Below are 18,886 nucleotides of genomic sequence, written 5' to 3'. Positions count from 1 at the left end.
CCCCGAGCACCGTTACGGCAATCGGCCCACCATGAAGGACGTCGCCGCGCTGGCCGGCGTCGGGCTCAAAACGGTCTCCCGCGTCGTCAACGGCGAACCGGGAGTCACTCCCGACACCGAGCGCCGGGTGCAGGAGGCCATCGACTCGCTCGGCTTCCGCCGCAACGACAGTGCGCGCGTGCTCCGCAAGGGGCGTACGGCATCCGTGGGTCTGGTCCTCGAAGACCTCGCCGACCCCTTCTACGGTCCGCTCAGCCGCGCCGTGGAGGAGGTCGCCCGCGCCCACGGGGCCCTGCTCATCAACGGGTCCAGCGCGGAGGATCCGGAGCGCGAGCAGGAGCTGGCCCTCGCGCTGTGCGCGCGGCGGGTGGACGGACTGATCGTCATCCCCGCCGGTACGGACCACCGTTACCTCGAACCCGAGATCAAGGCGGGCGTCGCCACGGTCTTCGTGGACCGCCCAGCGGGCGGCATCGACGCCGATGTCGTCCTGTCGGACAGCTTCGGCGGCTCGCGCGACGGTGTGGCGCATCTGATCGCGCACGGGCACCGCCGGATCGGTTTCATCGGCGACCAGCCCCGCATCCACACGGCGACGGAGCGCCTGCGGGGATACCGGGCGGCGATGGAGGACGCGGGGCTCGACGTCGACCCCTCGTGGGTCTCGCTGGGACCGACGGCCCCCGACCGGGTCCGGGAGGCGGTGACCGCGATGGTCTCCGGCCCGGAGCCGGTGACGGCGCTCTTCGCGGGCAACAACCGGGTCACGGTCACGGCGGTCCGCACCCTGGCCGGCCGCGACCGTCCGGTGGCCCTCGTGGGCTTCGACGACATCGAGCTGGCCGATCTCCTCGGCATCACCGTGATCGCCCAGGACGCGGCGGCCCTGGGCCGCACGGCGGCCGAGCGGCTCTTCCGCCGTCTGGACGGCTTCGACGACGAGCCGGCCCGTGTCGTCCTGGACACCCGCCTGATCCCGCGCGGCTCGGGCGAGATCCCGCCGCCGCCCGCGTAGCGGGGGCCCGGGCCGGGGCGCAGCGGAACCGCCCCGCCCTCCGTACGGGTACGGAGGGCGGGGCGGTGTGTCACGCGTCGCCGGGTGGGTGCGCGAACGGCCCGGGGGCCGTTACTGCGCCGTCGCCGTGAGGTCGCCGCGGCGCGGGGCCGCGAAGCGGTCGAGGTCGGCGCGGGAGAGGCCGGTGAGGGCGTCGACCTCGGCGGTGTCCAGGGCGCCGCAGTCGATGCCGCGCAGGAGGTAGGAGCTGAGCGCCTTGGCCGTGGCGGGCTCGTCCATGACGTCGCCGCCCGCGTGGTTGGCGTAGGCCGAGAGGCGCTTGGCGGCGGCCTCGAAGCCCTCGCGGTAGAAGGCGAAGACGGCGGCGTACCGGGTCGGGATGTGGCCCGGGTGCATGTCCCAGCCCTGGTAGTAGGCGCGGGCGAGCGCACGGCGGGTCAGGCCGTAGTGCAGGCGCCAGGCCTCGTGCACGTGCTCGGTGGAGCCGACCGGGAGGACGTTGGTGGAGCCGTCGGAGACCCGTACGCCCGTACCGGCGGCGGCGACCTGCATGATCGCCTTGGCGTGGTCGGCCGCCGGGTGGTCGCTGGCCTGGTAGGCGGCGGAGACGCCGAGGCAGGCGCTGTAGTCGAAGGTGCCGTAGTGCAGGCCGGTCGCGCGGCCCTCGGCTGCGCCGATCATGCGGGCGACGGCGGCGGTGCCGTCGGTGGCGAGGATGGACTGGCTGGTCTCGATCTGGATCTCGAAGCCGAGGCGGCCCTCGTCCAGGCCGTGGGCCTTCTCGAAGGCCTCCAGGAGGCGGACGAAGGCGGAGACCTGCTCGGGGTAGGTCACCTTGGGAAGCGTGAGGACGAGGCCGTCGGGCAGGCCGCCGTTCTCGATGAGACCGGTGAGGAAGATGTCGGTGGTGCGGATGCCGCGGTCGCGTACGGCGGCCTCCATGCACTTCATCCGGATGCCCATGTACGGGGCGGCGGTCCCCTTCGCGTACGCCTCCGAGATCAGGCGGGCGGCGCGGGCGGCGTCGGCGTCCTCGTCCTGACCCGTGTATCCGTCCTCGAAGTCGACCCTGAGGTCTTCGATCGGCTCGCGCTCCAGCTTGGCGCGCACGCGGCCGTAGACGTCCTCGGCGAGCTCGTGGGAGAGGCCGAGGACCTCGGCGAAGGAGTCGGCGTCCCGGGCGTGCTCGTCGAGGGCGGCGAGGGCCTGGTCGCCCCAGGAGCGGATGGTTCCGGCGTCGAAGACGTTGCCGGGGACGTAGACGGTGTGGACGGGCTGGCGGGTGCCCGGGTCGCCCGGGTAGCGCCGGTCGAGCTCGGCGTCCACCGCTGCGAGGGAGGCGCTGATGCCCTCGCTGACCGCTCCGGCGAGGCTCGTCGACACCTTCTCCTGCTGACCCATCCCACATCCTCCTGTTTTCCGCTTCACGGAATCAACAATCCGTATAGCGAAGTTAGTAGCCGGTCGGGACCTGCGTCAATGGGTGTCCGAAACGGCCGGGGGCCGCGTGGTGATCATCACCACGCGGCCCCCGGACCGAACAGAACCGCAGGTCAGCCCTTACGGGTCTGAATCTCCTCGGTCAGCTGCGGGACGACGTCGAAGAGGTCGCCGACCACGCCGTAGTCGACGAGGTCGAAGATCGGGGCCTCGGCGTCCTTGTTGATGGCCACGATGGTCTTCGAGGTCTGCATACCCGCGCGGTGCTGGATCGCACCGGAGATGCCGGAGGCGATGTACAGCTGCGGAGAGACCGACTTGCCGGTCTGGCCGACCTGGTTGGAGTGCGGGTACCAGCCGGCGTCGACGGCGGCACGGGAGGCGCCGACGGCGGCACCGAGCGAGTCGGCGAGCTTCTCGATGACCGAGAAGTTCTCGGCGCCGTTGACGCCACGCCCGCCGGAGACCACGATCGCGGCCTCGGTCAGCTCCGGGCGCCCGGTCGACTCGCGCGGGGTGCGCGCGGTGACCTTGGTGCCGGTGGCCAGCTCGCCGAAGGAGACCGTGAGGGCCTCGACGGCACCGGCGGCCGGGGCGGCCTCGACGGGAGCCGAGTTCGGCTTGACCGTGATGACCGGGGTGCCCTTGGAGACACGGGACTTGGTGGTGAAGGAGGCGGCGAACGCGGACTGCGTCGCGACCGGGCCCTCGTCACCGGCCTCCAGGTCGACGGCGTCGGTGATGATGCCGGAGCCGATGCGGACCGCGAGGCGGGCCGCGATCTCCTTGCCCTCCGCGGAGGACGGGACGAGCACGGCGGCCGGAGAGACGGCCTCGTACGCGGCCTGCAGCGCGTCGACCTTCGGGACGACGAGGTACTCGGCGAACTCCGGGGCGTCGGCGGTCAGGACCTTCACGGCGCCGTGCTCGGCGAGCACGGCGGCGGTCTCGGCCGCACCGGTGCCGAGGGCGACGGCGACGGGCTCGCCCAGACGGCGGGCGAGCGTCAGCAGCTCCAGGGTGGGCTTGCGGACGGCTCCGTCGACGTGGTCGACGTAGACGAGAATCTCAGCCATGGGGATTCAATCTCCTGCGAACGAAAAGGGGGCGGGTCAGGTGGCTCGCGCGAGCCCTAGATGAACTTCTGGCTCGCGAGGTACTCGGCCAGCTGCTTGCCGCCCTCGCCCTCGTCCTTGACGATCGTGCCGGCCGTGCGGGCCGGACGCTCGGAGGCGGAGTCGACCGCGGTCCACGCGCCCTCCAGGCCGACCTCGTCGGCCTCGAGCTCGAGGTCCTCCAGGTCCAGGGACTCCACCGGCTTCTTCTTGGCGGCCATGATGCCCTTGAAGGACGGGTAGCGGGCCTCGCCCGACTGGTCCGTCACCGACACGACGGCCGGAAGCGACGCCTCCAGCTGCTCCGACGCGGTGTCGCCGTCGCGGCGGCCGGTCACCTTGCCGTCCTCGATCTTCACCTCGGAGAGCAGCGTGACCTGCGGAACGCCCAGGCGCTCGGCCAGGATCGCCGGGAGGACGCCCATGGTGCCGTCGGTGGAGGCCATACCGGCGATGACGACGTCGTAGCCGGTCTTCTCGATCGCCTTCGCCAGGACCAGCGAGGTGCCCATGACGTCGGAGCCGTGCAGGTCGTCGTCCTCGACGTGGACGGCCTTGTCGGCGCCCATCGACAGCGCCTTGCGCAGCGCATCCTTGGCGTCCTCGGGGCCGACGGTGAGGACGGTGACCTCGGCGTCGTCGGCCTCCTCGGCGATCTGGAGCGCCTGCTCGACCGCGTACTCGTCGAGCTCCGACAGCAGGCCGTCGACGTCGTCGCGGTCGACGGTCAGGTCATCGGCGAAGTGCCGGTCGCCGGTGGCGTCGGGCACGTACTTCACACAGACAACGATCCTCAAGCTCACGCCGGCTCTCCTACTGCATCGTCATAACTGGGCTGCCTTGTTGCTCGCAGCATAGGCGCCTGAAGGGCGGGTTTCCGGTCGGGGCGTCCGACCACTCCCACCGGAATATTACTCGTCAGTACACCCAGTCCGTTACCAGTAAGCAAGCGCTCAGGCATGTGACCTTGCCAACGCCGAGGGAAGGGAACCCTCAGTCGCGCAGGGCGTTGAAGCGCCCCTGGTGGTAGAGCAGCGGCCGGCCCGCTCCGGCCGGGTCGCCGGCGACGGCCTGGGCGATCACGATCCGATGATCCCCGGCCGGGACACGGGCCACAACGCGGCACACCAGCCAGGCGAGGACGCCGTCCAGGACCGGGACCCCCTCGGGGCCCTCGCTCCAGCGCGTCGGGTGACCGAACCGGTCGGCCCCGCTGCGGGCGAAGGTGTCCGCCAGCTCGCGCTGGTGCTCGCCGAGTATGTGGACGCCGACGTGCTCCGCCTCGGCGAGCACCGGCCAGCTGGACGACGAGGTGCCGACACCGAAGGAGAGGAGCGGAGGGTCGGCGGCGACGGAGCTGAGGGAGGTGGCGGTGAAGCCGACCGGGCGTTCGCCCCGGGCGGTGATGACCGCGACACCCGCCGCGTGCTGCCGGAAGACGGAGCGGAGGAGGTCGGGTGAGGCCGGGTGAGGTGCGCCGACGGTGCGGAGTTCGGGCGAAACCGTCATCGAGTCGTCCTTCTGCGAGGGGAGCGTACGAGGGGTCCTGGGGTTCTCAGACACCCGGACAGCGCGCGCTCGCGTGACGGGCCAGGTCGACGTGGGCCCGCCCGTGGAGAAGGAGTTCTGAAGGCACATCGTCAGACTGGCGATCGATGGCAGGTGCAGTCAAGCGGGTACCGGGATGTGGGAGATGTGTCACCGCGTCAGACCACCGCCCGGAGCGCCCCGTCGGACCCCGTCACACCGCCCGCCCCAGCGCGGCGATCACGTCCGCGCGGCGGGGCTGTCCGGAGGCGCGGACGACGACCCGTCCGGCGCGGTCGAGCACGAGCACGGTCGGAGTGCGGACGATGTCGTACTTCCGTGCGAGATCGAGCCGTTCCTCGGCGTCTATCTCGACGTGACCCACGCCCTCGACCATCCGGGCGACCTCGGCGAGGGTGCGGCGCGTGGCGCGACAGGGCTGGCAGAAAGCGGTGGAGAACTGGACGAGCGTGGCCCGCTCGCCCAGCTCGACGCCGTCCTCGCCGCCCAACCTCTCGGACTGTGCCGCCATGTCTCCGTCTCCCTCTCGCCCGTCACTCCCCCGGTGCAGCGCCCCACGCCGCCGATCGATTCCCGTCACGGCCACCGGGCGTGACGATTATCTCTCCGTACGAAGCCGTCAGGACTGGTCACGGGGGCCCACATGGGGCACGATCTGCCCAAAGCCGAAAACCTACGGCTGCGTAACTTCCGCCGGGAGAACCCTCCCCAGGCACAGAAGAAGGGGTTCCTCTCAGATGGCAGAACTCGTGTATCGGCCGGTCATCGGTGCCGCACTGACCTTGTTCAAGGCACTGGACCTCAAGATCGACACGCAGGGTTCGGAGCACATCCCGCGCACGGGTGGCGCGGTGCTCGTCAGCAACCACATCAGCTATCTGGACTTCATCTTCACGGGCCTGGCCGCGCTGCCGCAGAAGCGTCTCGTGCGCTTCATGGCCAAGGACTCGGTCTTCCGGCACAAGGTCTCGGGCCCGCTGATGCGCGGCATGAAGCACATCCCGGTGGACCGCTCCCAGGGCGAGCACGCCTACAAGCACGCACTGGAGTCGCTGAAGGCCGGGGAGATCATCGGCGTCTTCCCCGAGGCGACCATCTCGCAGTCCTTCACGCTGAAGAGCTTCAAGTCGGGTGCGGCGCGGCTGGCGCAGGAGGCCGGGGTGCCGCTGATCCCGATGGCCCTCTGGGGCACGCAGCGGATCTGGACCAAGGGCCGGCCGCGGAACTTCAAGCGCAGCCACATCCCGGTGACGATCCGGGTGGGCGAGCCGGTGGAGGCTCCCACCGACCAGTACGCGGGCGCCATCACCCGCCGTCTGCGCGAGCGCTGCCAGGAGCTCCTGGAGGCCGCGCAGCGCGCGTATCCCGTACGCCCCAAGGACGCGAGCGACACCTGGTGGGTCCCCGCACACCTCGGGGGCACGGCGCCGACCCCGGCCGAGGTGAAGGACGCCGGCTGACGCCGGCCCCCGCCCGGCGCCGACCCGCCGACATCGGGCTCACGGGTGGGCGGGCGCAGCCGGCCGGGTCGTCCACCGACCTGAGGAAACGTCACTCCGGCTGTCCGGCGGTGAGCCGACGCCGGTGACGCTGTTGCGATGCGCCGCCCCTGGTGCGCAGTCCGCAGAACGCCGCCCCCGTTACGCCCTCCGCGGTACGCCGACCCGACCCGTGACGACGTCTACTCCGGGTCGCGGACGGTGATCCGCGCCCCGGGGCTCAGCTTCTCCAGCGACTCGGCGAGCTCCGAGCCGGCCGCGAGGAGCTCGTCGCGCGTCATGGGCGTCAGCGACTCCAGCAGGAAGACCGCGTCGACGGTGTCGTCGTCGATCCGCGTGCGCGGCCCCTGGCGCCAGTTCCAGCGGCGGCAGGTGACCCCCGCCTCGTCACGCCAGACGATCTCGCCCGGCTCCGGGTGCTCCACCGTCTCCTCGCCGCCCGCCATGGTCACGAAGGGCTCGTCGCCGGTGGCCCGCACGAGGCTCATGCCGCCCTGGATGCGGTCGAGGTCCTCGCCGCCGGCCGGGACGAGGTACGCGACGCTGATGGCGTTGTAGGCGTCGACCAGCCGGTTGATCCGGGGGAGCCCGCCGTCGGCGAGGGCCCGCCTGGCCAGCGCCTCCGCGGAGTTGCGCGTACGGGAGGGCTTGGCGCCGAACGCGGAGTACGCCGCGCGCCAGGCCGCGATGTGCGGGTCCTGGTCCGGGGTCCGGCCCGCGAGCCGCTCGGCGAGACGGCGGGCCGCGTCGTCGAGCAGGGCCGAACTGGCTTCGTCACTGGGGCCGTTGACGAGTGCGTGGGCCTCGACGGCGAGGTGGGTGAAGCCGGGCACGAGGGCACGCACCTCGTCGGAGACCGTCAGGGTGAGGGGCATCGTCGTCCTTGCGTCAGAGGTCGGTGCGTCGGCGGCCGGTGCGTCGGCTGCGGCGTCAGAGGTCGGCCGGAAGGGTCCTGAGGAGTTCCAGACTGTCCGGCGCGGACCGCATGGCGCTCAGCACTCCCGCATGCGGTACAGAATACAGCACCGGATAGTCCACCTCATTGAACTCCGGGTCGGGCAGGAAGGCCAGCCGCTCCCGCTCCAGCGAAAACTCCGCCTCCTGACCCGGCAGGCCCCCGCGCGGATCCTGCCGGTGCCAGGTCTCCGTACCGGGCAGCCTGATCGCGACCAGCCCGTGCAGCACGTCGAACTTCTGGTAGCAGAGCGCCGCCGGAATCGACTCGGCACGCAGCAGCGCGACGAGCGCGTGCGCCTTGGCGTGGCAGATGCCGGTGCGCTGCGCGAGGACGTCGGAGGCGCGCCAGGTGACGCGCGGGTCCCCGGTGTCGCTCGAGTGCGGGATCTCGTCCCGCACGTACGCGAAGGCGGCCCGGGCGTATGCGTATACGTCAGGGTTCCGGGCCCGCAGCGCGGCGACCGTCTCGCGCACGACGGGGTGCTCATGGTCGACGACCTCGTCCGCGACGAGGTACGAGGAGAGTTCGGGGTGCTCCTGGATCAGCTCCATAGCCGGGGACCCTAGGAAGAGGACCGGCCGGAAGTCAATGACTTTCCGGCCGGTCGCATACCTATGCTATTCGAGAGAAAGCGCTACCGCGCCATCTCCTCCTTCAGCGCCTGGAGGAAGGCATCGACGTCGTCCTCCGTGGTGTCGAAGGAGCACATCCAGCGCACGTCACCCGCGGCCTCGTCCCAGAAGTAGAAGCGGAACCGCTTCTGCAGGCGGGTGCTCACCTCGTGCGGGAGCCGCGCGAAGACCGCGTTGGCCTGCACCGGGTAGAGGATCTCGACCCCGTCCACCTCGCGCACGCCGGCGGCGAGGCGCTGCGCCATCGCGTTGGCGTGCGAGGCGTTGCGCAGCCACAGGTCCTTGGCGAGCAGCGCCTCCAGCTGCACCGACACGAAGCGCATCTTGGACGCGAGCTGCATGGACAGCTTCCGCAGATGCTTCATGTGGCTGACCGCGTCCGGGTTCAGGACGACGACCGCCTCGCCGAACAGCATGCCGTTCTTGGTGCCGCCGTACGAGATCACGTCCACGCCCGCCGCGTTGGTGAACGCCCGCATCGGGACGTTCAGGGACGCGGCGGCGTTGGCTATCCGGGCGCCGTCGAGGTGCACCTTCATGCCCTTGGCGTGGGCGTGCTCCACGATGGCCCGGATCTCGTCCACGGTGTAGACGGTGCCCAGCTCGGTGTTCTGGGTGATCGAGACGACCTGCGGCATGGCGCGGTGCTCGTCCTCCCAGCCCCAGGCCTGCCGGTCGATCAGCTCGGGGGTGAGCTTGCCGTCCGGGGTGGGCACGGTGAGCAGCTTGAGGCCGCCCATCCGCTCCGGGGCGCCGCCCTCGTCCACGTTGATGTGCGCGGACTCGGCGCAGATCACGGCTCCCCAGCGGTCGGTCAGCGCCTGGAGGGCGGTGACGTTCGCGCCGGTGCCGTTGAACACCGGGAAGGCCTCGGCGCTCGGGCCGAAGTGGCTGTGCATGATGCGCTGGAGGTGCTCGGTGTAGTCGTCCTCGCCGTAGGCGATCTGATGACCGCCGTTGGCGAGCGCGATGGCCGCGAGCACCTCCGGGTGAGCGCCGGCGTAGTTGTCGCTGGCGAAGCCCCGGACCGACGGGTCGTGGTGACGACGGGCGTCGGTCCTGGGGGGCAGGGCCGGGGTCACGGCTTGGGGGTCAGCCACAGACGCTGTCCATTCACTTCCTGTGCGGGCCGGTCCCAGACGGCGACGATCTCGGCGGCCAGATCGTCGACGTCGGTGAAGCCCGCGAACTTCGCATTCGGGCGCTCGGCGCGCATGGCGTCGTGCACCAGTGCCTTGATCACCAGGATGGCAGCCGCGGCCTGGGGGCCCTCGTCGCCCCCCGCCTTGCGGAAGTCGTCGCCCATGGCGAGCGTCCACGCCTCGGCCGCCGCCTTGGCCGCGGCGTAGGCCGCGTTCCCGGCGGTGGGCTTCGAGGCGCCCGCGGCGCTGATCAGCAGATAGCGGCCCCGGTCGCTGCGGCCCAGCGCGTCGCGGAAGGCGAGGGAGGTGGACTGGACCGTGCGGATGAGGAGCTTCTCCAGGAAGTTCCAGTCGGCGAGGTCGGTCTCACCGAAGGAGGCGCTGCCGCGCCAGCCCCCGACGAGGTGGACGAGCCCGTCGATCCGGCCGAACTCCTTCTCGGTCTTGTCGGCCCACTCCCGGGCCGCGCCGAGATCGAAGAGGTCGACCGTGTCGCCGACGACCGTGGCGCCGCCGTGGGCGTACCGTGCGGCGTCGACCGCCTCGGCCAGGCGGGCCGGGTCGGCGTCGGCTCCTACGACGATGGCGCCGGCGTCGGCGAGGCGCATCAGCGTCGCCCGCCCGGCAGGTCCGGCCGCTCCCGCGACCGCGACGACGGCACCCTCCAGCGGCCCGCCGTTCCCGTTGCCGTTCATGGTCGTCCCCTCCTCCTCCGTGACTGGGTTCACGCGGCAGCCTGCTCGGTCCGCGAAGCGTTCGCGGCGGTGATGCCCTTGGTGGAGGCGATCACGTCCTTCAGCTTCTTGGACAGGGCCTCATAGAACATGCTGAGCGGAAACTCGTCCGGAAGCACGTCGTCGACGAGCTTGCGGGGCGGGAGGGTCAGGTCCAGGGCGTCGGGGCCCTTGGCCCACTTCGATCCGGGGTGCGGGGCGAGGTAGGTGGAGACCAGGTCGTACGCCTTGAACCAGTGGACCAGCTTCGGGCGGTCGATGCCGTCGCGGTACAGCTTCTCGATCTCGGCGCAGAGCTGGTTGGTGACCTCGGGGGCACGGTTCCAGTCGATCTTGAGCTTGTTGTCGGTCCAGCGCACGACCTCGTGCTTGTGGAGGTACGCGAAGAGGAGCTGGCCGCCCAGACCGTCGTAGTTCCGGTTGCGGTCACCGGTGACCGGGAAACGGAACATCCGGTCGAAGAGGACGGCGTACTGGACGTCACGGCCGTGGGCGTTGCCCTCGGCCTCCAGCTTCACGGCCTCCTTGAAGGCGGTGAGGTCGCAGCGCAGCTCCTCCAGGCCGTACATCCAGAACGGCTGGCGCTGCTTGATCATGAACGGGTCGAACGGCAGGTCGCCGTGGCTGTGGGTGCGGTCGTGGACCATGTCCCAGAGCACGAACGCGGCCTCGCAGCGCTGCTGGTCCTCGATCATGGCCGCGATGTCCTCGGGCAGCTCGATCCCCAGGATGTCGACGGAGGCCTCGGTGACCTTGCGGAAGCGGGCGGCCTCGCGGTCGCAGAAGATGCCGCCCCAGCTGAAGCGCTCGGGGGCCTCGCGCACGGCGATGGTCTCGGGGAAGAGGACGGCCGAGTTGGTGTCGTAGCCCGGCGTGAAGTCCTCGAAGGTGATGCCGCAGAAGAGCGGGTTGTCGTAGCGGGTGCGCTCCAGCTCGGAGAGCCACTCCGGCCACACCATGCGGAGCACGACCGCTTCGAGGTTGCGGTCCGGGTTGCCGTTCTGGGTGTACATCGGGAAGAGCGCCAGGTGCTGGAGCCCGTCCTGACGGTCCGCGGCGGGCTGGAACGCCAGCAGGGAGTCGAGGAAGTCGGGGACCTCGAAGCCGCCGTCGGCCCACGTGCGCAGGTCGGCGACGAGCGCGCGGTGGTAGGCGGCGTCGTGCGGGAGCAGCGGGGAGAGCCGCTCGACCGCGTCCACGATCCGCTCGACCGCGCTCTCGGCCTGGGCGCGGGACGGTGCGCCCTCGGCCTCGAAGTCGATGGAGCCGTCCTTGCTCTGCCAGGGGCGGATCTCCTCCACGGCATTCTTGAGCTCGGGCCAGGCAGGGTGCTCGATCACCGGGGCAGCGGTGAGTATCCCCCCACCGGTCACGTCCTGCACAAGAATTTCCGTCATGTCACTTCCTCCACAGGAGAACCTCGCGTCAAGCCACCGTATCCGGCGGCGCTTCCTCCGGACAAGAGGGGGAAGAGAAAATATCCTGCGCGACCCCCATGGTCACCGCTGTTTTTCCTGTGCGACGAGGTTTGAGCGCTCGCATCCCCTGCTCTGGCGGTCGAGCGCCGGGCCCCGACGCACCGGACGCCGGCACGGTCGCGCGAAGGCGAGGATCGGGGAACCGATCCGCCGGAGGAGGGCCTTCCGACGGCACGCGCGCATGCGCTTCCTTCTTGCGGTGAAGTCATTAGGCTGCGCCCCGAGCCGCACCGGGAGCCCGGAGGGACCCGGGCCCGGACATCGACGGAAGCGAGAAGATCTTGAGTTTCCTCACCATCGGTCACCGCGGTGTCATGGGCGTCGAGCCCGAGAACACCCTGCGTTCCTTCGTCCGCGCCGAACGGTCCGGTATGGACGTCATCGAGCTGGACCTCCATCTGAGCAAGGACGGCGCCCTCGTCGTCATGCACGACGCCGACGTCGGCCGTACCACCGACGGCAGCGGCCCGATCGCCGAGAAGACCCTGGCGGAGCTGCGCGAGCTCGACGCGGGGCACGGGGAGCGCGTCCCCGTCTTCGAAGAGGTCCTGGACGCGGTGCGGTCCCCGCTCCAGGCGGAGATCAAGGACGTGGCGGCGGCCAGGACGCTCGCCGAGGTGATGAACCGGCGCGACCTGGTCGGCCGTGTGGAGGTCCTCTCCTTCCACGACGAGGCGCTCGCCGAGGTGGCCCGGCTGGTCCCCGGAGCCCGTACCGCGCTGGTCGCCGAGGAGTGGGACGCGGACATCGTGGACCGGGCGAAGGCCGTCGGGGCCGGCGCGCTCGTCCTGAGCATCCAGCACCTGACCCTGGAGACGGTCGAGCACGCCCACCGTGAGGGACTGCGGGTGATCGGCTGGGTGGTGAACACGCAGGACCATCTGCGGCTGGTCCGCGCCCTGGAGCTGGACGGTGCGACGACCGACTATCCGGAGATCCGCCGCACCGGCCGCTTCACGGCCTGAGCCGCGGGCCGAGGCCCGCGAGCGGAGGGCCGCGAGCCGAGAGCCGGGCCCCGGCCTCAGACCAGCGGCTTCACCAGGAGCTCGAACTGCAGGTCGTCCCGCTGCGGGACGCCGAAGCGCTCGTCGCCGTACGGGAACGGCGTCATCCGTCCCGTACGGCGGTAGCCGCGCCGCTCGTACCAGGCGATGAGCTCCTCGCGCACCGAGATCACGGTCATGTGCATCTCGCTCACGCCCCAGATCTCCCGCACCCGGCGCTCGGCCTCTTCGATGATGCGCCGGCCGAGGCCCGCGCCCTGGAGCTCGGGGCGGACGGCGAACATGCCGAAGTAGGCGGCGTCACCCCGGTGTTCGAGCTGGCAGCAGGCGACGATCCCGCCGTCCCTCTCCACCACCATCAGCCGGCTGCCCGGGGTGGTGATGACGGCCCGCACACCCTCGGCGTCGGTCCGCCGGCCCTGCAGGATGTCCGCCTCGGTGGTCCAGCCGGCCCGGCTGGAGTCGCCGCGGTACGCCGATTCGACGAGCGGCACGAGGGCCGCGACGTCGTCCTCCACCGCGTCGCGGTAGGTGATCCGGCCGGTGTCCTGCGACGTGGCGGTGTCCATGCTGTTCGGGTCTCCCCTCGGAGGCGCTGGCGATCCCCCCGAGCGTAGCGCCCCGGCGTGTGCTCCCCACGTACGCCTGTGCGCTCGCGTGCGCCCGGCCGGGGGTGGGCATCGACGGGGAGGGAGACCTGGGGAGGTGTGCCGTGCACGGACCGGCCTTGTCGGCCTGGCTGATGCTGACGCTGTGCGGGGCGAGCGGGGCGTACTGCCTGCTGCGCGCGCGTCGCTGCGCGGGCGAGGAGCGCAGGACGGCGGCGGGCGAGGCGGTGATGGGATTCGGGATGGCCGCGATGGCGCTGCCCGCCGCGGTCGTGACGCCTCCGGCGTGGTGGTGGTCGGTGTACGCGGCGGTGTTCGGGGCGGCGGCGGTGCACGCGCTGATGTCGGTACGGCGCGGCGGTCACCACCTGCACCACCTGGTGGGGTCGCTGGCGATGGTCTACATGGCGTGGCCCGTCCAGGGCGCGGCGCACGGCGCGCACGGCAGCGGCGGCGGAGGAAGCGCCCCGGCGGTGACGGCGGCGCTGCTCCTCTACTACGTCGCGTACGTGCTCCGCTCGGGCGCCCGACTGGTGCCGGTGGCGGCCTCGATGGGGACGCCGGCGGTGGCCTCGGCGACGGCCTCGACGGCTCTGTCCGCGGGCGGACCCGCGCCGGCGTGGGTCGTGCGGCCCGAGTTCACGCTCGTGTGCCGGCTGTCCATGGCCCTCGCGATGCTGGCGATGCTCGTCGCGCTGTGAGCGGGCGCGCCGGGCACGGCCGTGGCGTACGTCACTTGGCGCGCCCGGCCGTACCCGGGCGTAGCACGGCCTCATAGTCTTGCGTCATGTTGGTCTCCCTCGCGTTGCTCGCGCTCGGCGTCCTGACGGCCGCCGTGGCCCCGCGACTGCTGTCGCGGTCCGACTGGGCGGAACGCGAGCCCGTGGTGGCGTTGTGGATGTGGCAGTGCGTGGTGGCGGCGGTGCTGCTGTGTTTCGCGCTGTCGATGACGTTCAGCGCGGCGGCGGCCTGGCAGGGGGTGCGGGGCCACGTCTTCGTCGGCGCGCCGAGCCGGGTGGTCGAGGCGTACGAACTGGGCACCCACCAGCCGTGGTCGGGGGCCCTCGCAGTGATCCTCGCCTGTGGCGGGCTGTGGACCGGCGCGATGCTGACGCGGGAGATCCGGGGGGCGCGGGCCCGCCGCCGACGGCGGCGCGGCGAACTGCTCGTCCGCTCCCCGCTGTTGCCCGGTGAGGAGCCGGGAAGCGGGCGGCTGGTCGTCCTGGAGGGGGAGCGCCCCGACGCCTGGTGGCTGCCGGGCACCACGCCGCAGTTGGTCATCACGACGGCGGCGCTGCGCCGGCTGAAGGGGCGCCAGCTCGACGCCGTCCTCGCCCACGAGCAGGGACACGCCCGGGCGCGCCACGACTGGCTGCTGCACTGCTCGGGCGCGCTCGCGGGCGGTTTCCCGGGGATTCCGGTCTTCGCGGCCTTCCGTGACCAGATGCACCGGCTCGTGGAGCTGGCGGCCGACGATGTCGCGTCCCGTCGGTTCGGACGGCTCACGATCGCGCTGGCACTGGTCGAACTCAACGAGGAGCGTGGGGTGTTCGGCCCCGGCTCGACATCCGGCGCGGACCTCCCCGGACGGGTGAACCGTCTCCTGACGGCCGCGCCCCGGCTCACCGCTGGGCGGCGGCTGCGGCTGACGGCCGCCGCGGCGCTGGTGCCGGTGGTGCCGGTCCTGGTGGCGTTCGTCCCCGCCCTGAAGGCGCTCGGGTAGCGCGGACGGCGCGGACGCGGTGTGCCGGCGTGAACGTCGGGGAAGATCGGCCCATGCGCTCCTCCGCCCTGGTCTCCGCTGCCCTCGCCGTGCTGCTGCTCGTCCTTGTGGTGGTGGGCTGGCCCCCGCTTCTCTCCCTGGACCGATCGGTCGCCGACGGGCTGCACCGCAGCGCGCTGGCCGAGCCCGGGTTCACACATGCCAACCGGATCCTGACGGACTGGGTGTGGGACCCGTGGACGATGCGCGCGCTGATCACCGTCACCGTCCTCGTGCTGTGGTGGCGCCGCGAGCGGTGGCTGGCGCTGTGGGTGGCGGCCGCGACACTCCTCGCGTCGGGGGTGCAGCAGGGGCTGAAGGCGGCGGTCGGCAGGCCGCGGCCCGGCTGGCCCGACCCGGTCGACTCGGCGCAGTACGCGGCCTTCCCGTCCGGGCACGCGATGACCGAGACGGTGGGCTGGGGCCTGCTGCTCTGGGTCTTCGCCCTGCACTGGCGGGAGACCTGGCGTGGCTGGAGCCTGCTCGCCGTGGCCGCGCTGGTGTCGGTGCTCGGGGTGGGGTGGACCCGGATCTACCTGGGCGTGCACTGGCTGTCGGACGTCGTGGCCGGCTGGCTCCTGGGCTGGTGCGTCGTCGCCGGGGCGATCGTCACGTACCGCCGTTACGGCGCCGTGTGGCACGAGAGGGCCGCGAGGAGCACCGACCGCGCGGATCCTCCGGGGACAGGCGGGGGCAGAATGGGAGAGACAACGTGAAGCCGCCTGTTCTGGACGATCCCCCGCGTCGCCCAGAACAGACGGCAAACCCACTGACCAGCCATGAAGGCGCGGCAGCAGACTGCGCTGAGTATATTGGCTGCGAGCCAGTCAACGCAGGAGTCCAGCATGTCCCCGCGTAGCCCAGAGGTCAATGAAGAGCTTCGGCGACGCTCACGTGAGCGACTTCTCCAGGCCACGGTCGAGCTTGTGTCGGAGCGCGGGTACGAGGCGACGACCCTGGGCGACATCGCCGAGCGGGCCGGTTCGGCCCGCGGTCTGATCTCGTACTACTTCCCCGGCAAGCGGCATCTGCTGCAGTCGGCGGTGCACCGGCTGATGCACCTGACCCTGGAGGAGGCGCTGGAGCGCGAGCCGCGCACGGAGGACGGGCGTGAGCGGATGGCGCGCGCCATCGACGCCGTGCTCGGCCTGGCCGTGGATCATCCGGTGCTGATGCGGACGCACATGGCGGGCATCCTTCAGGCCGAGGGTTTCGTGCAGTGCCCGGAACAGCAGCGGCTGGCGCTCCTGCTGCGGGACACGATGGCGCGGTACGGCTCCGCGAACGTGGACGCGGACTATCCGCTGCTGCGGGCGCTGCTGATGGGCGCGGTCGTGGCGGTGCTGCTGCCGGGGGCGCCGATGCCGGTGACGCGGCTGCGGGGGGAGCTGTTCCAGCGGTACGGACTGGACTGGGAGCAGGGCATGCCGCCGGACGGGGGTCCGCCCGACGGCATGCCGTTCACGGCCTCGGTGTTACCGGTCCGTGTGCCGCGTCAGTCCTCGAAGTCGTCGAAGTAGTCCGGCTGGGTCTGGACGTTGAGGGCGTCCATCCGTACCCGCTTCGCCGGGTCCGTACGACGGTCGTCGAGCTTCAGGACGTCGAAGCCCTTGGCGATGTCGTTCGAGTAGATGTAGCCGTTGTAGTAGTACGCGGACCACGAACCGCCCGTGCTGATGGTGGTGGCGGAGAGCGGACCGCGCTCGAAGTAGGCGATCTCCTTCGGCTTGCGGGAGTCGGTGAAGTCCCAGACGGAGACACCGCCCTGGTACCACGCCTGGACCATGAGGTCCTTGCCCTTGACCGGGATCAGCGAGCCGTTGTGGGCGACGCAGTTCTCGGTGTCGGCCTGGTGGCGCGGGATCTTGAAGTAGCTGCGGAAGACGAGTTCGCGGTGCTTGCCCCTGCCGACGATGTCGTAGATGCCGTCCGCGCCGCGGTTCGGGCCCACGGCCTCGTTGCAGGTCGCGCCGGAGCCGCCGCCGAGCTCGTCGGTGAAGACGACCTTGTTCGCCTTCTGGTTGAAGGTCGCCGAGTGCCAGAACGCGAAGTTGACGTTGTCCTGGACGCGGTCGATGACCTTCGGACGCTCGGGGTCCTCGATGTCGAAGAGGATGCCGTCGCCCATGCAGGCGCCGGCCGCGAGGTCCTTGCCCGGCAGCACGGTGATGTCGTGGCAGCCGGTGGTCTTGGAGACGCCCGGGTTGGTCGGGCCGCCGGGGTTGCCGCCGCCGTCCGGGCCCTCACCGGGGAAGAGGACGGGGAAGGAGACGATCGCGGCCTTCTCCGGGGCCTTGCGCGGCACCTTGATGACCGAGATGCCGTCGTGCGGCGGCTGGCAGTCCGGGAACGCCGCGTTGGGCGAGTAGGACGAGACGTAGACGTACACGTCCCGCTTCTCCGGCACCAGCGTGTGGGTGTGCGAACCGCAGGCGGTCTCGACGGCGGCGACGTACCTCGGGTTCCTGATGTCGCTGATGTCGAAGATCTTCATGCCCTCCCAGGAGGACTTCTCCGTGGCGGGCTGGCTGACGCTGGCACAGGAGTTGTCGCTGCGGGAGGAGTCGGTGGAGAGGAAGACGAGGTTGCCGGAGACGGAGATGTCGTTCTGCGAGCCGGGGCACAGCACCTGGGCGACCGTCTTCGGCTCGCGCGGGTTGCTGATGTCGAAGATCCGGAAGCCGTCGTAGTTGCCCGCGAAGGCGTACCTGCCCTGGAAGGCCAGGTCGGAGTTGGTGCCCGCGAGAGCGTCCTTGGGGATGTTCACGAGGTGCTGGATGTTGTCGCTGTGCACGATCTCGTCCACGCCGGGTATCTCGCCGCTCTGGATGGCGGACCGGGCTTCGGCCGCCTGTTCCGCGGAGACGGTGCCCTGCGACGCGGGGGCGTCACCCGGGTCGGGTGTGGCGGCCGCGGGACCTGCGGCGAGCAGGCTGACCAGCAGTCCGGCCGCGGCGGTCGCCACACCCAGGCCTCTGATCCGAGCACGCGGGGTGCGCGTGATGCGGGTGGTTCGCAACGAAGTCACTCCGTCCTCCCTTGTATCCGTTCGTAGTTGAACGGTTGATGGACCCCGGCAGTATCGTCCTTAGCGTGCACATCTCAACAGATGGCAACACACATGTCATGAAGGTTTTTGATCGACTTCTCGTGGAAGCGTGCTAGGAACAGTCCCCCCGGCCATGTTTCGGCCCCTGCCCCCGGAACCATCCCTGGAGGTCGCCTTGTTGAACCGCCGTAACCGCGGAGCCGTCGCCGTGGCGCTCACCGCCGTCGCCGTGCTGGCGCTCGCCGCCTGCGACTCGGGCTCGGGCTCCGGCTCGGGAGGCGAGCCGCAGAGCCAGGGCTCCACCGGGCCCGCGGTCGTGGCACCGGGGAAGCCGGGCGAGCCGGCGCGGAGGATATCCCCCGCCGAGGCGTCCAAGCTGCTGCCCGACGGCAAGCCCAACGCGGCGGACTTCTCCTACGCCCAGATGATGGTCGTCCATCACCGGCAGGCGCTCACGATGACCGCTCTCGTACCGGACCGGGCCGGGTCCGAGCAGATCAAGAAGCTGGCGGAGCGGATCACGGCGGCGCAGAAGCCGGAGATCGGCGCGATGGAGGGTTGGCTGAAAACCAACGGCGGCCCGCGCGAGCAGCCCGGGCACGACCACCACACGATGCCGGGGATGGCGACCGAGGCTCAGCTCGCGTCCCTCAGGAACGCCAAGGGCAAGGCCTTCGACGAGCTGTTCCTGAAGCTGATGATCACGCACCACGACGGCGCGGTGACGATGGCGGCGGAGGTGCTGGGCAACGGGAACAACGTGCTCGTGGAGGAGATGGCGAACGACGTGATCGCGCAGCAGACGGCGGAGATCAACCGGATGCGGTCGATGTAGGCCCGGGCCTCGGGTCGAGGACCGGGCCCGGGTCGAGGACCGGGCCCGGCGTCGCGGACCGGGCCCG

20 protein-coding genes are annotated in these 18,886 nt (G+C 71.1%); 8 read left to right on the top strand and 12 right to left on the bottom strand.

Annotation, left to right across the window (positions count from 1 at the left end; genetic code table 11):
- The first annotated feature begins 31 nt into the window (after positions 1–31).
- Positions 32–1,015, top strand: a complete 984-nt coding sequence (locus ACF1G2_RS27055) for a LacI family DNA-binding transcriptional regulator (protein WP_391800827.1) — start codon at positions 32–34, stop codon at positions 1,013–1,015.
- 111 nt (positions 1,016–1,126) lie between these two features.
- Here ACF1G2_RS27055 and ACF1G2_RS27050 read toward each other — a convergent pair whose 3' ends face one another.
- From ACF1G2_RS27050 to ACF1G2_RS27030, 5 genes are all read right to left on the bottom strand, one after another.
- A complete protein-coding gene (locus ACF1G2_RS27050) occupies positions 1,127–2,416 on the bottom strand; it encodes a DUF6986 family protein (RefSeq protein WP_391800765.1) in 1,290 nt (429 codons plus the stop codon).
- 152 nt (positions 2,417–2,568) lie between these two features.
- Positions 2,569–3,531 carry an electron transfer flavoprotein subunit alpha/FixB family protein gene (locus ACF1G2_RS27045; protein WP_391800764.1) on the bottom strand — a complete coding sequence of 321 codons (963 nt, stop codon included), beginning with the start codon at positions 3,529–3,531 and terminating at the stop codon, positions 2,569–2,571.
- Between the two features lie 56 nt (positions 3,532–3,587).
- Positions 3,588–4,373 (bottom strand): electron transfer flavoprotein subunit beta/FixA family protein, encoded by a 786-nt coding sequence (locus tag ACF1G2_RS27040; RefSeq protein WP_391800763.1) that lies wholly within the window; start codon positions 4,371–4,373, stop codon positions 3,588–3,590.
- A 190-nt stretch (positions 4,374–4,563) separates the two neighbouring features.
- A complete protein-coding gene (locus tag ACF1G2_RS27035) occupies positions 4,564–5,079 on the bottom strand; it encodes a flavin reductase family protein (RefSeq protein ID WP_391800762.1) in 516 nt (171 codons plus the stop codon).
- Positions 5,080–5,311: 232 nt separating this feature from the next.
- On the bottom strand, positions 5,312–5,629 hold the full coding sequence (locus ACF1G2_RS27030) for a TlpA family protein disulfide reductase (RefSeq protein WP_391800761.1): 318 nt from the start codon (positions 5,627–5,629) through the stop codon (positions 5,312–5,314).
- A 226-nt stretch (positions 5,630–5,855) separates the two neighbouring features.
- Between ACF1G2_RS27030 and ACF1G2_RS27025 the strand changes: the two genes are divergently transcribed.
- Positions 5,856–6,578 carry a lysophospholipid acyltransferase family protein gene (locus ACF1G2_RS27025; protein WP_391800760.1) on the top strand — a complete coding sequence of 241 codons (723 nt, stop codon included), beginning with the start codon at positions 5,856–5,858 and terminating at the stop codon, positions 6,576–6,578.
- A gap of 221 nt (positions 6,579–6,799) precedes the next feature.
- Here the strand turns inward: ACF1G2_RS27025 and ACF1G2_RS27020 are convergent, their stop codons facing one another.
- The 5 genes from ACF1G2_RS27020 to ACF1G2_RS27000 all read right to left on the bottom strand — a co-directional run bounded on the left by ACF1G2_RS27020 (position 6,800) and on the right by ACF1G2_RS27000 (position 11,480).
- Positions 6,800–7,492 carry a B3/4 domain-containing protein gene (locus tag ACF1G2_RS27020; RefSeq protein ID WP_391800759.1) on the bottom strand — a complete coding sequence of 231 codons (693 nt, stop codon included), beginning with the start codon at positions 7,490–7,492 and terminating at the stop codon, positions 6,800–6,802.
- Positions 7,493–7,547: 55 nt separating this feature from the next.
- Complete coding sequence (locus ACF1G2_RS27015) at positions 7,548–8,126, bottom strand: transglutaminase family protein (protein WP_391800758.1); 579 nt, start codon at positions 8,124–8,126, stop codon at positions 7,548–7,550.
- An 83-nt stretch (positions 8,127–8,209) separates the two neighbouring features.
- The gene (locus tag ACF1G2_RS27010) at positions 8,210–9,289 is read right to left on the bottom strand and encodes a threonine aldolase family protein (protein WP_391800826.1); all 1,080 of its coding nucleotides are present in this window, start codon (positions 9,287–9,289) and stop codon (positions 8,210–8,212) included.
- Positions 9,286–10,044: an SDR family NAD(P)-dependent oxidoreductase gene (locus ACF1G2_RS27005; protein WP_391800757.1), complete on the bottom strand. Its 759-nt coding sequence runs from the start codon at positions 10,042–10,044 to the stop codon at positions 9,286–9,288. The genes ACF1G2_RS27010 and ACF1G2_RS27005 overlap by 4 nt, the downstream gene beginning before the upstream one ends.
- A gap of 29 nt (positions 10,045–10,073) precedes the next feature.
- The gene (locus ACF1G2_RS27000; RefSeq protein ID WP_391800756.1) at positions 10,074–11,480 is read right to left on the bottom strand and encodes a DUF6421 family protein; all 1,407 of its coding nucleotides are present in this window, start codon (positions 11,478–11,480) and stop codon (positions 10,074–10,076) included.
- 362 nt (positions 11,481–11,842) lie between these two features.
- On the opposite strand from ACF1G2_RS27000, the gene ACF1G2_RS26995 reads away from it, so the two are divergent.
- Positions 11,843–12,526: a glycerophosphodiester phosphodiesterase gene (locus tag ACF1G2_RS26995; protein WP_391800755.1), complete on the top strand. Its 684-nt coding sequence runs from the start codon at positions 11,843–11,845 to the stop codon at positions 12,524–12,526.
- Between the two features lie 56 nt (positions 12,527–12,582).
- On the opposite strand, the gene ACF1G2_RS26990 is transcribed toward ACF1G2_RS26995, so the two are convergent.
- On the bottom strand, positions 12,583–13,134 hold the full coding sequence (locus ACF1G2_RS26990) for a GNAT family N-acetyltransferase (protein ID WP_391800754.1): 552 nt from the start codon (positions 13,132–13,134) through the stop codon (positions 12,583–12,585).
- A 143-nt stretch (positions 13,135–13,277) separates the two neighbouring features.
- On the opposite strand from ACF1G2_RS26990, the gene ACF1G2_RS26985 reads away from it, so the two are divergent.
- From ACF1G2_RS26985 to ACF1G2_RS26970, 4 genes are all read left to right on the top strand, one after another.
- Positions 13,278–13,874: a DUF5134 domain-containing protein gene (locus tag ACF1G2_RS26985; RefSeq protein ID WP_391800753.1), complete on the top strand. Its 597-nt coding sequence runs from the start codon at positions 13,278–13,280 to the stop codon at positions 13,872–13,874.
- 86 nt (positions 13,875–13,960) lie between these two features.
- Positions 13,961–14,896, top strand: a complete 936-nt coding sequence (locus ACF1G2_RS26980; RefSeq protein WP_391800752.1) for a M56 family metallopeptidase — start codon at positions 13,961–13,963, stop codon at positions 14,894–14,896.
- A gap of 53 nt (positions 14,897–14,949) precedes the next feature.
- Positions 14,950–15,651, top strand: a complete 702-nt coding sequence (locus ACF1G2_RS26975; RefSeq protein WP_391800751.1) for a phosphatase PAP2 family protein — start codon at positions 14,950–14,952, stop codon at positions 15,649–15,651.
- Between the two features lie 129 nt (positions 15,652–15,780).
- Positions 15,781–16,455, top strand: a complete 675-nt coding sequence (locus tag ACF1G2_RS26970; RefSeq protein ID WP_391800750.1) for a TetR/AcrR family transcriptional regulator — start codon at positions 15,781–15,783, stop codon at positions 16,453–16,455.
- Here the strand turns inward: ACF1G2_RS26970 and ACF1G2_RS26965 are convergent.
- A complete protein-coding gene (locus ACF1G2_RS26965; RefSeq protein ID WP_391800749.1) occupies positions 16,431–17,963 on the bottom strand; it encodes an LVIVD repeat-containing protein in 1,533 nt (510 codons plus the stop codon). The genes ACF1G2_RS26970 and ACF1G2_RS26965 overlap by 25 nt on opposite strands.
- Before the next feature lie 196 nt (positions 17,964–18,159).
- Between ACF1G2_RS26965 and ACF1G2_RS26960 the strand changes: the two genes are divergently transcribed.
- Positions 18,160–18,819 carry a DUF305 domain-containing protein gene (locus tag ACF1G2_RS26960; RefSeq protein ID WP_391800748.1) on the top strand — a complete coding sequence of 220 codons (660 nt, stop codon included), beginning with the start codon at positions 18,160–18,162 and terminating at the stop codon, positions 18,817–18,819.
- The last annotated feature ends 67 nt before the right edge of the window (positions 18,820–18,886 follow it).

Source organism: Streptomyces sp. NPDC013457 (genome assembly GCF_043089925.1).
Taxonomy (GTDB): domain Bacteria; phylum Actinomycetota; class Actinomycetes; order Streptomycetales; family Streptomycetaceae; genus Streptomyces.
The sequence above is the reverse complement of the archived record's forward strand: the minus strand, read 5'-3'. Positions and strand labels throughout refer to the sequence as shown.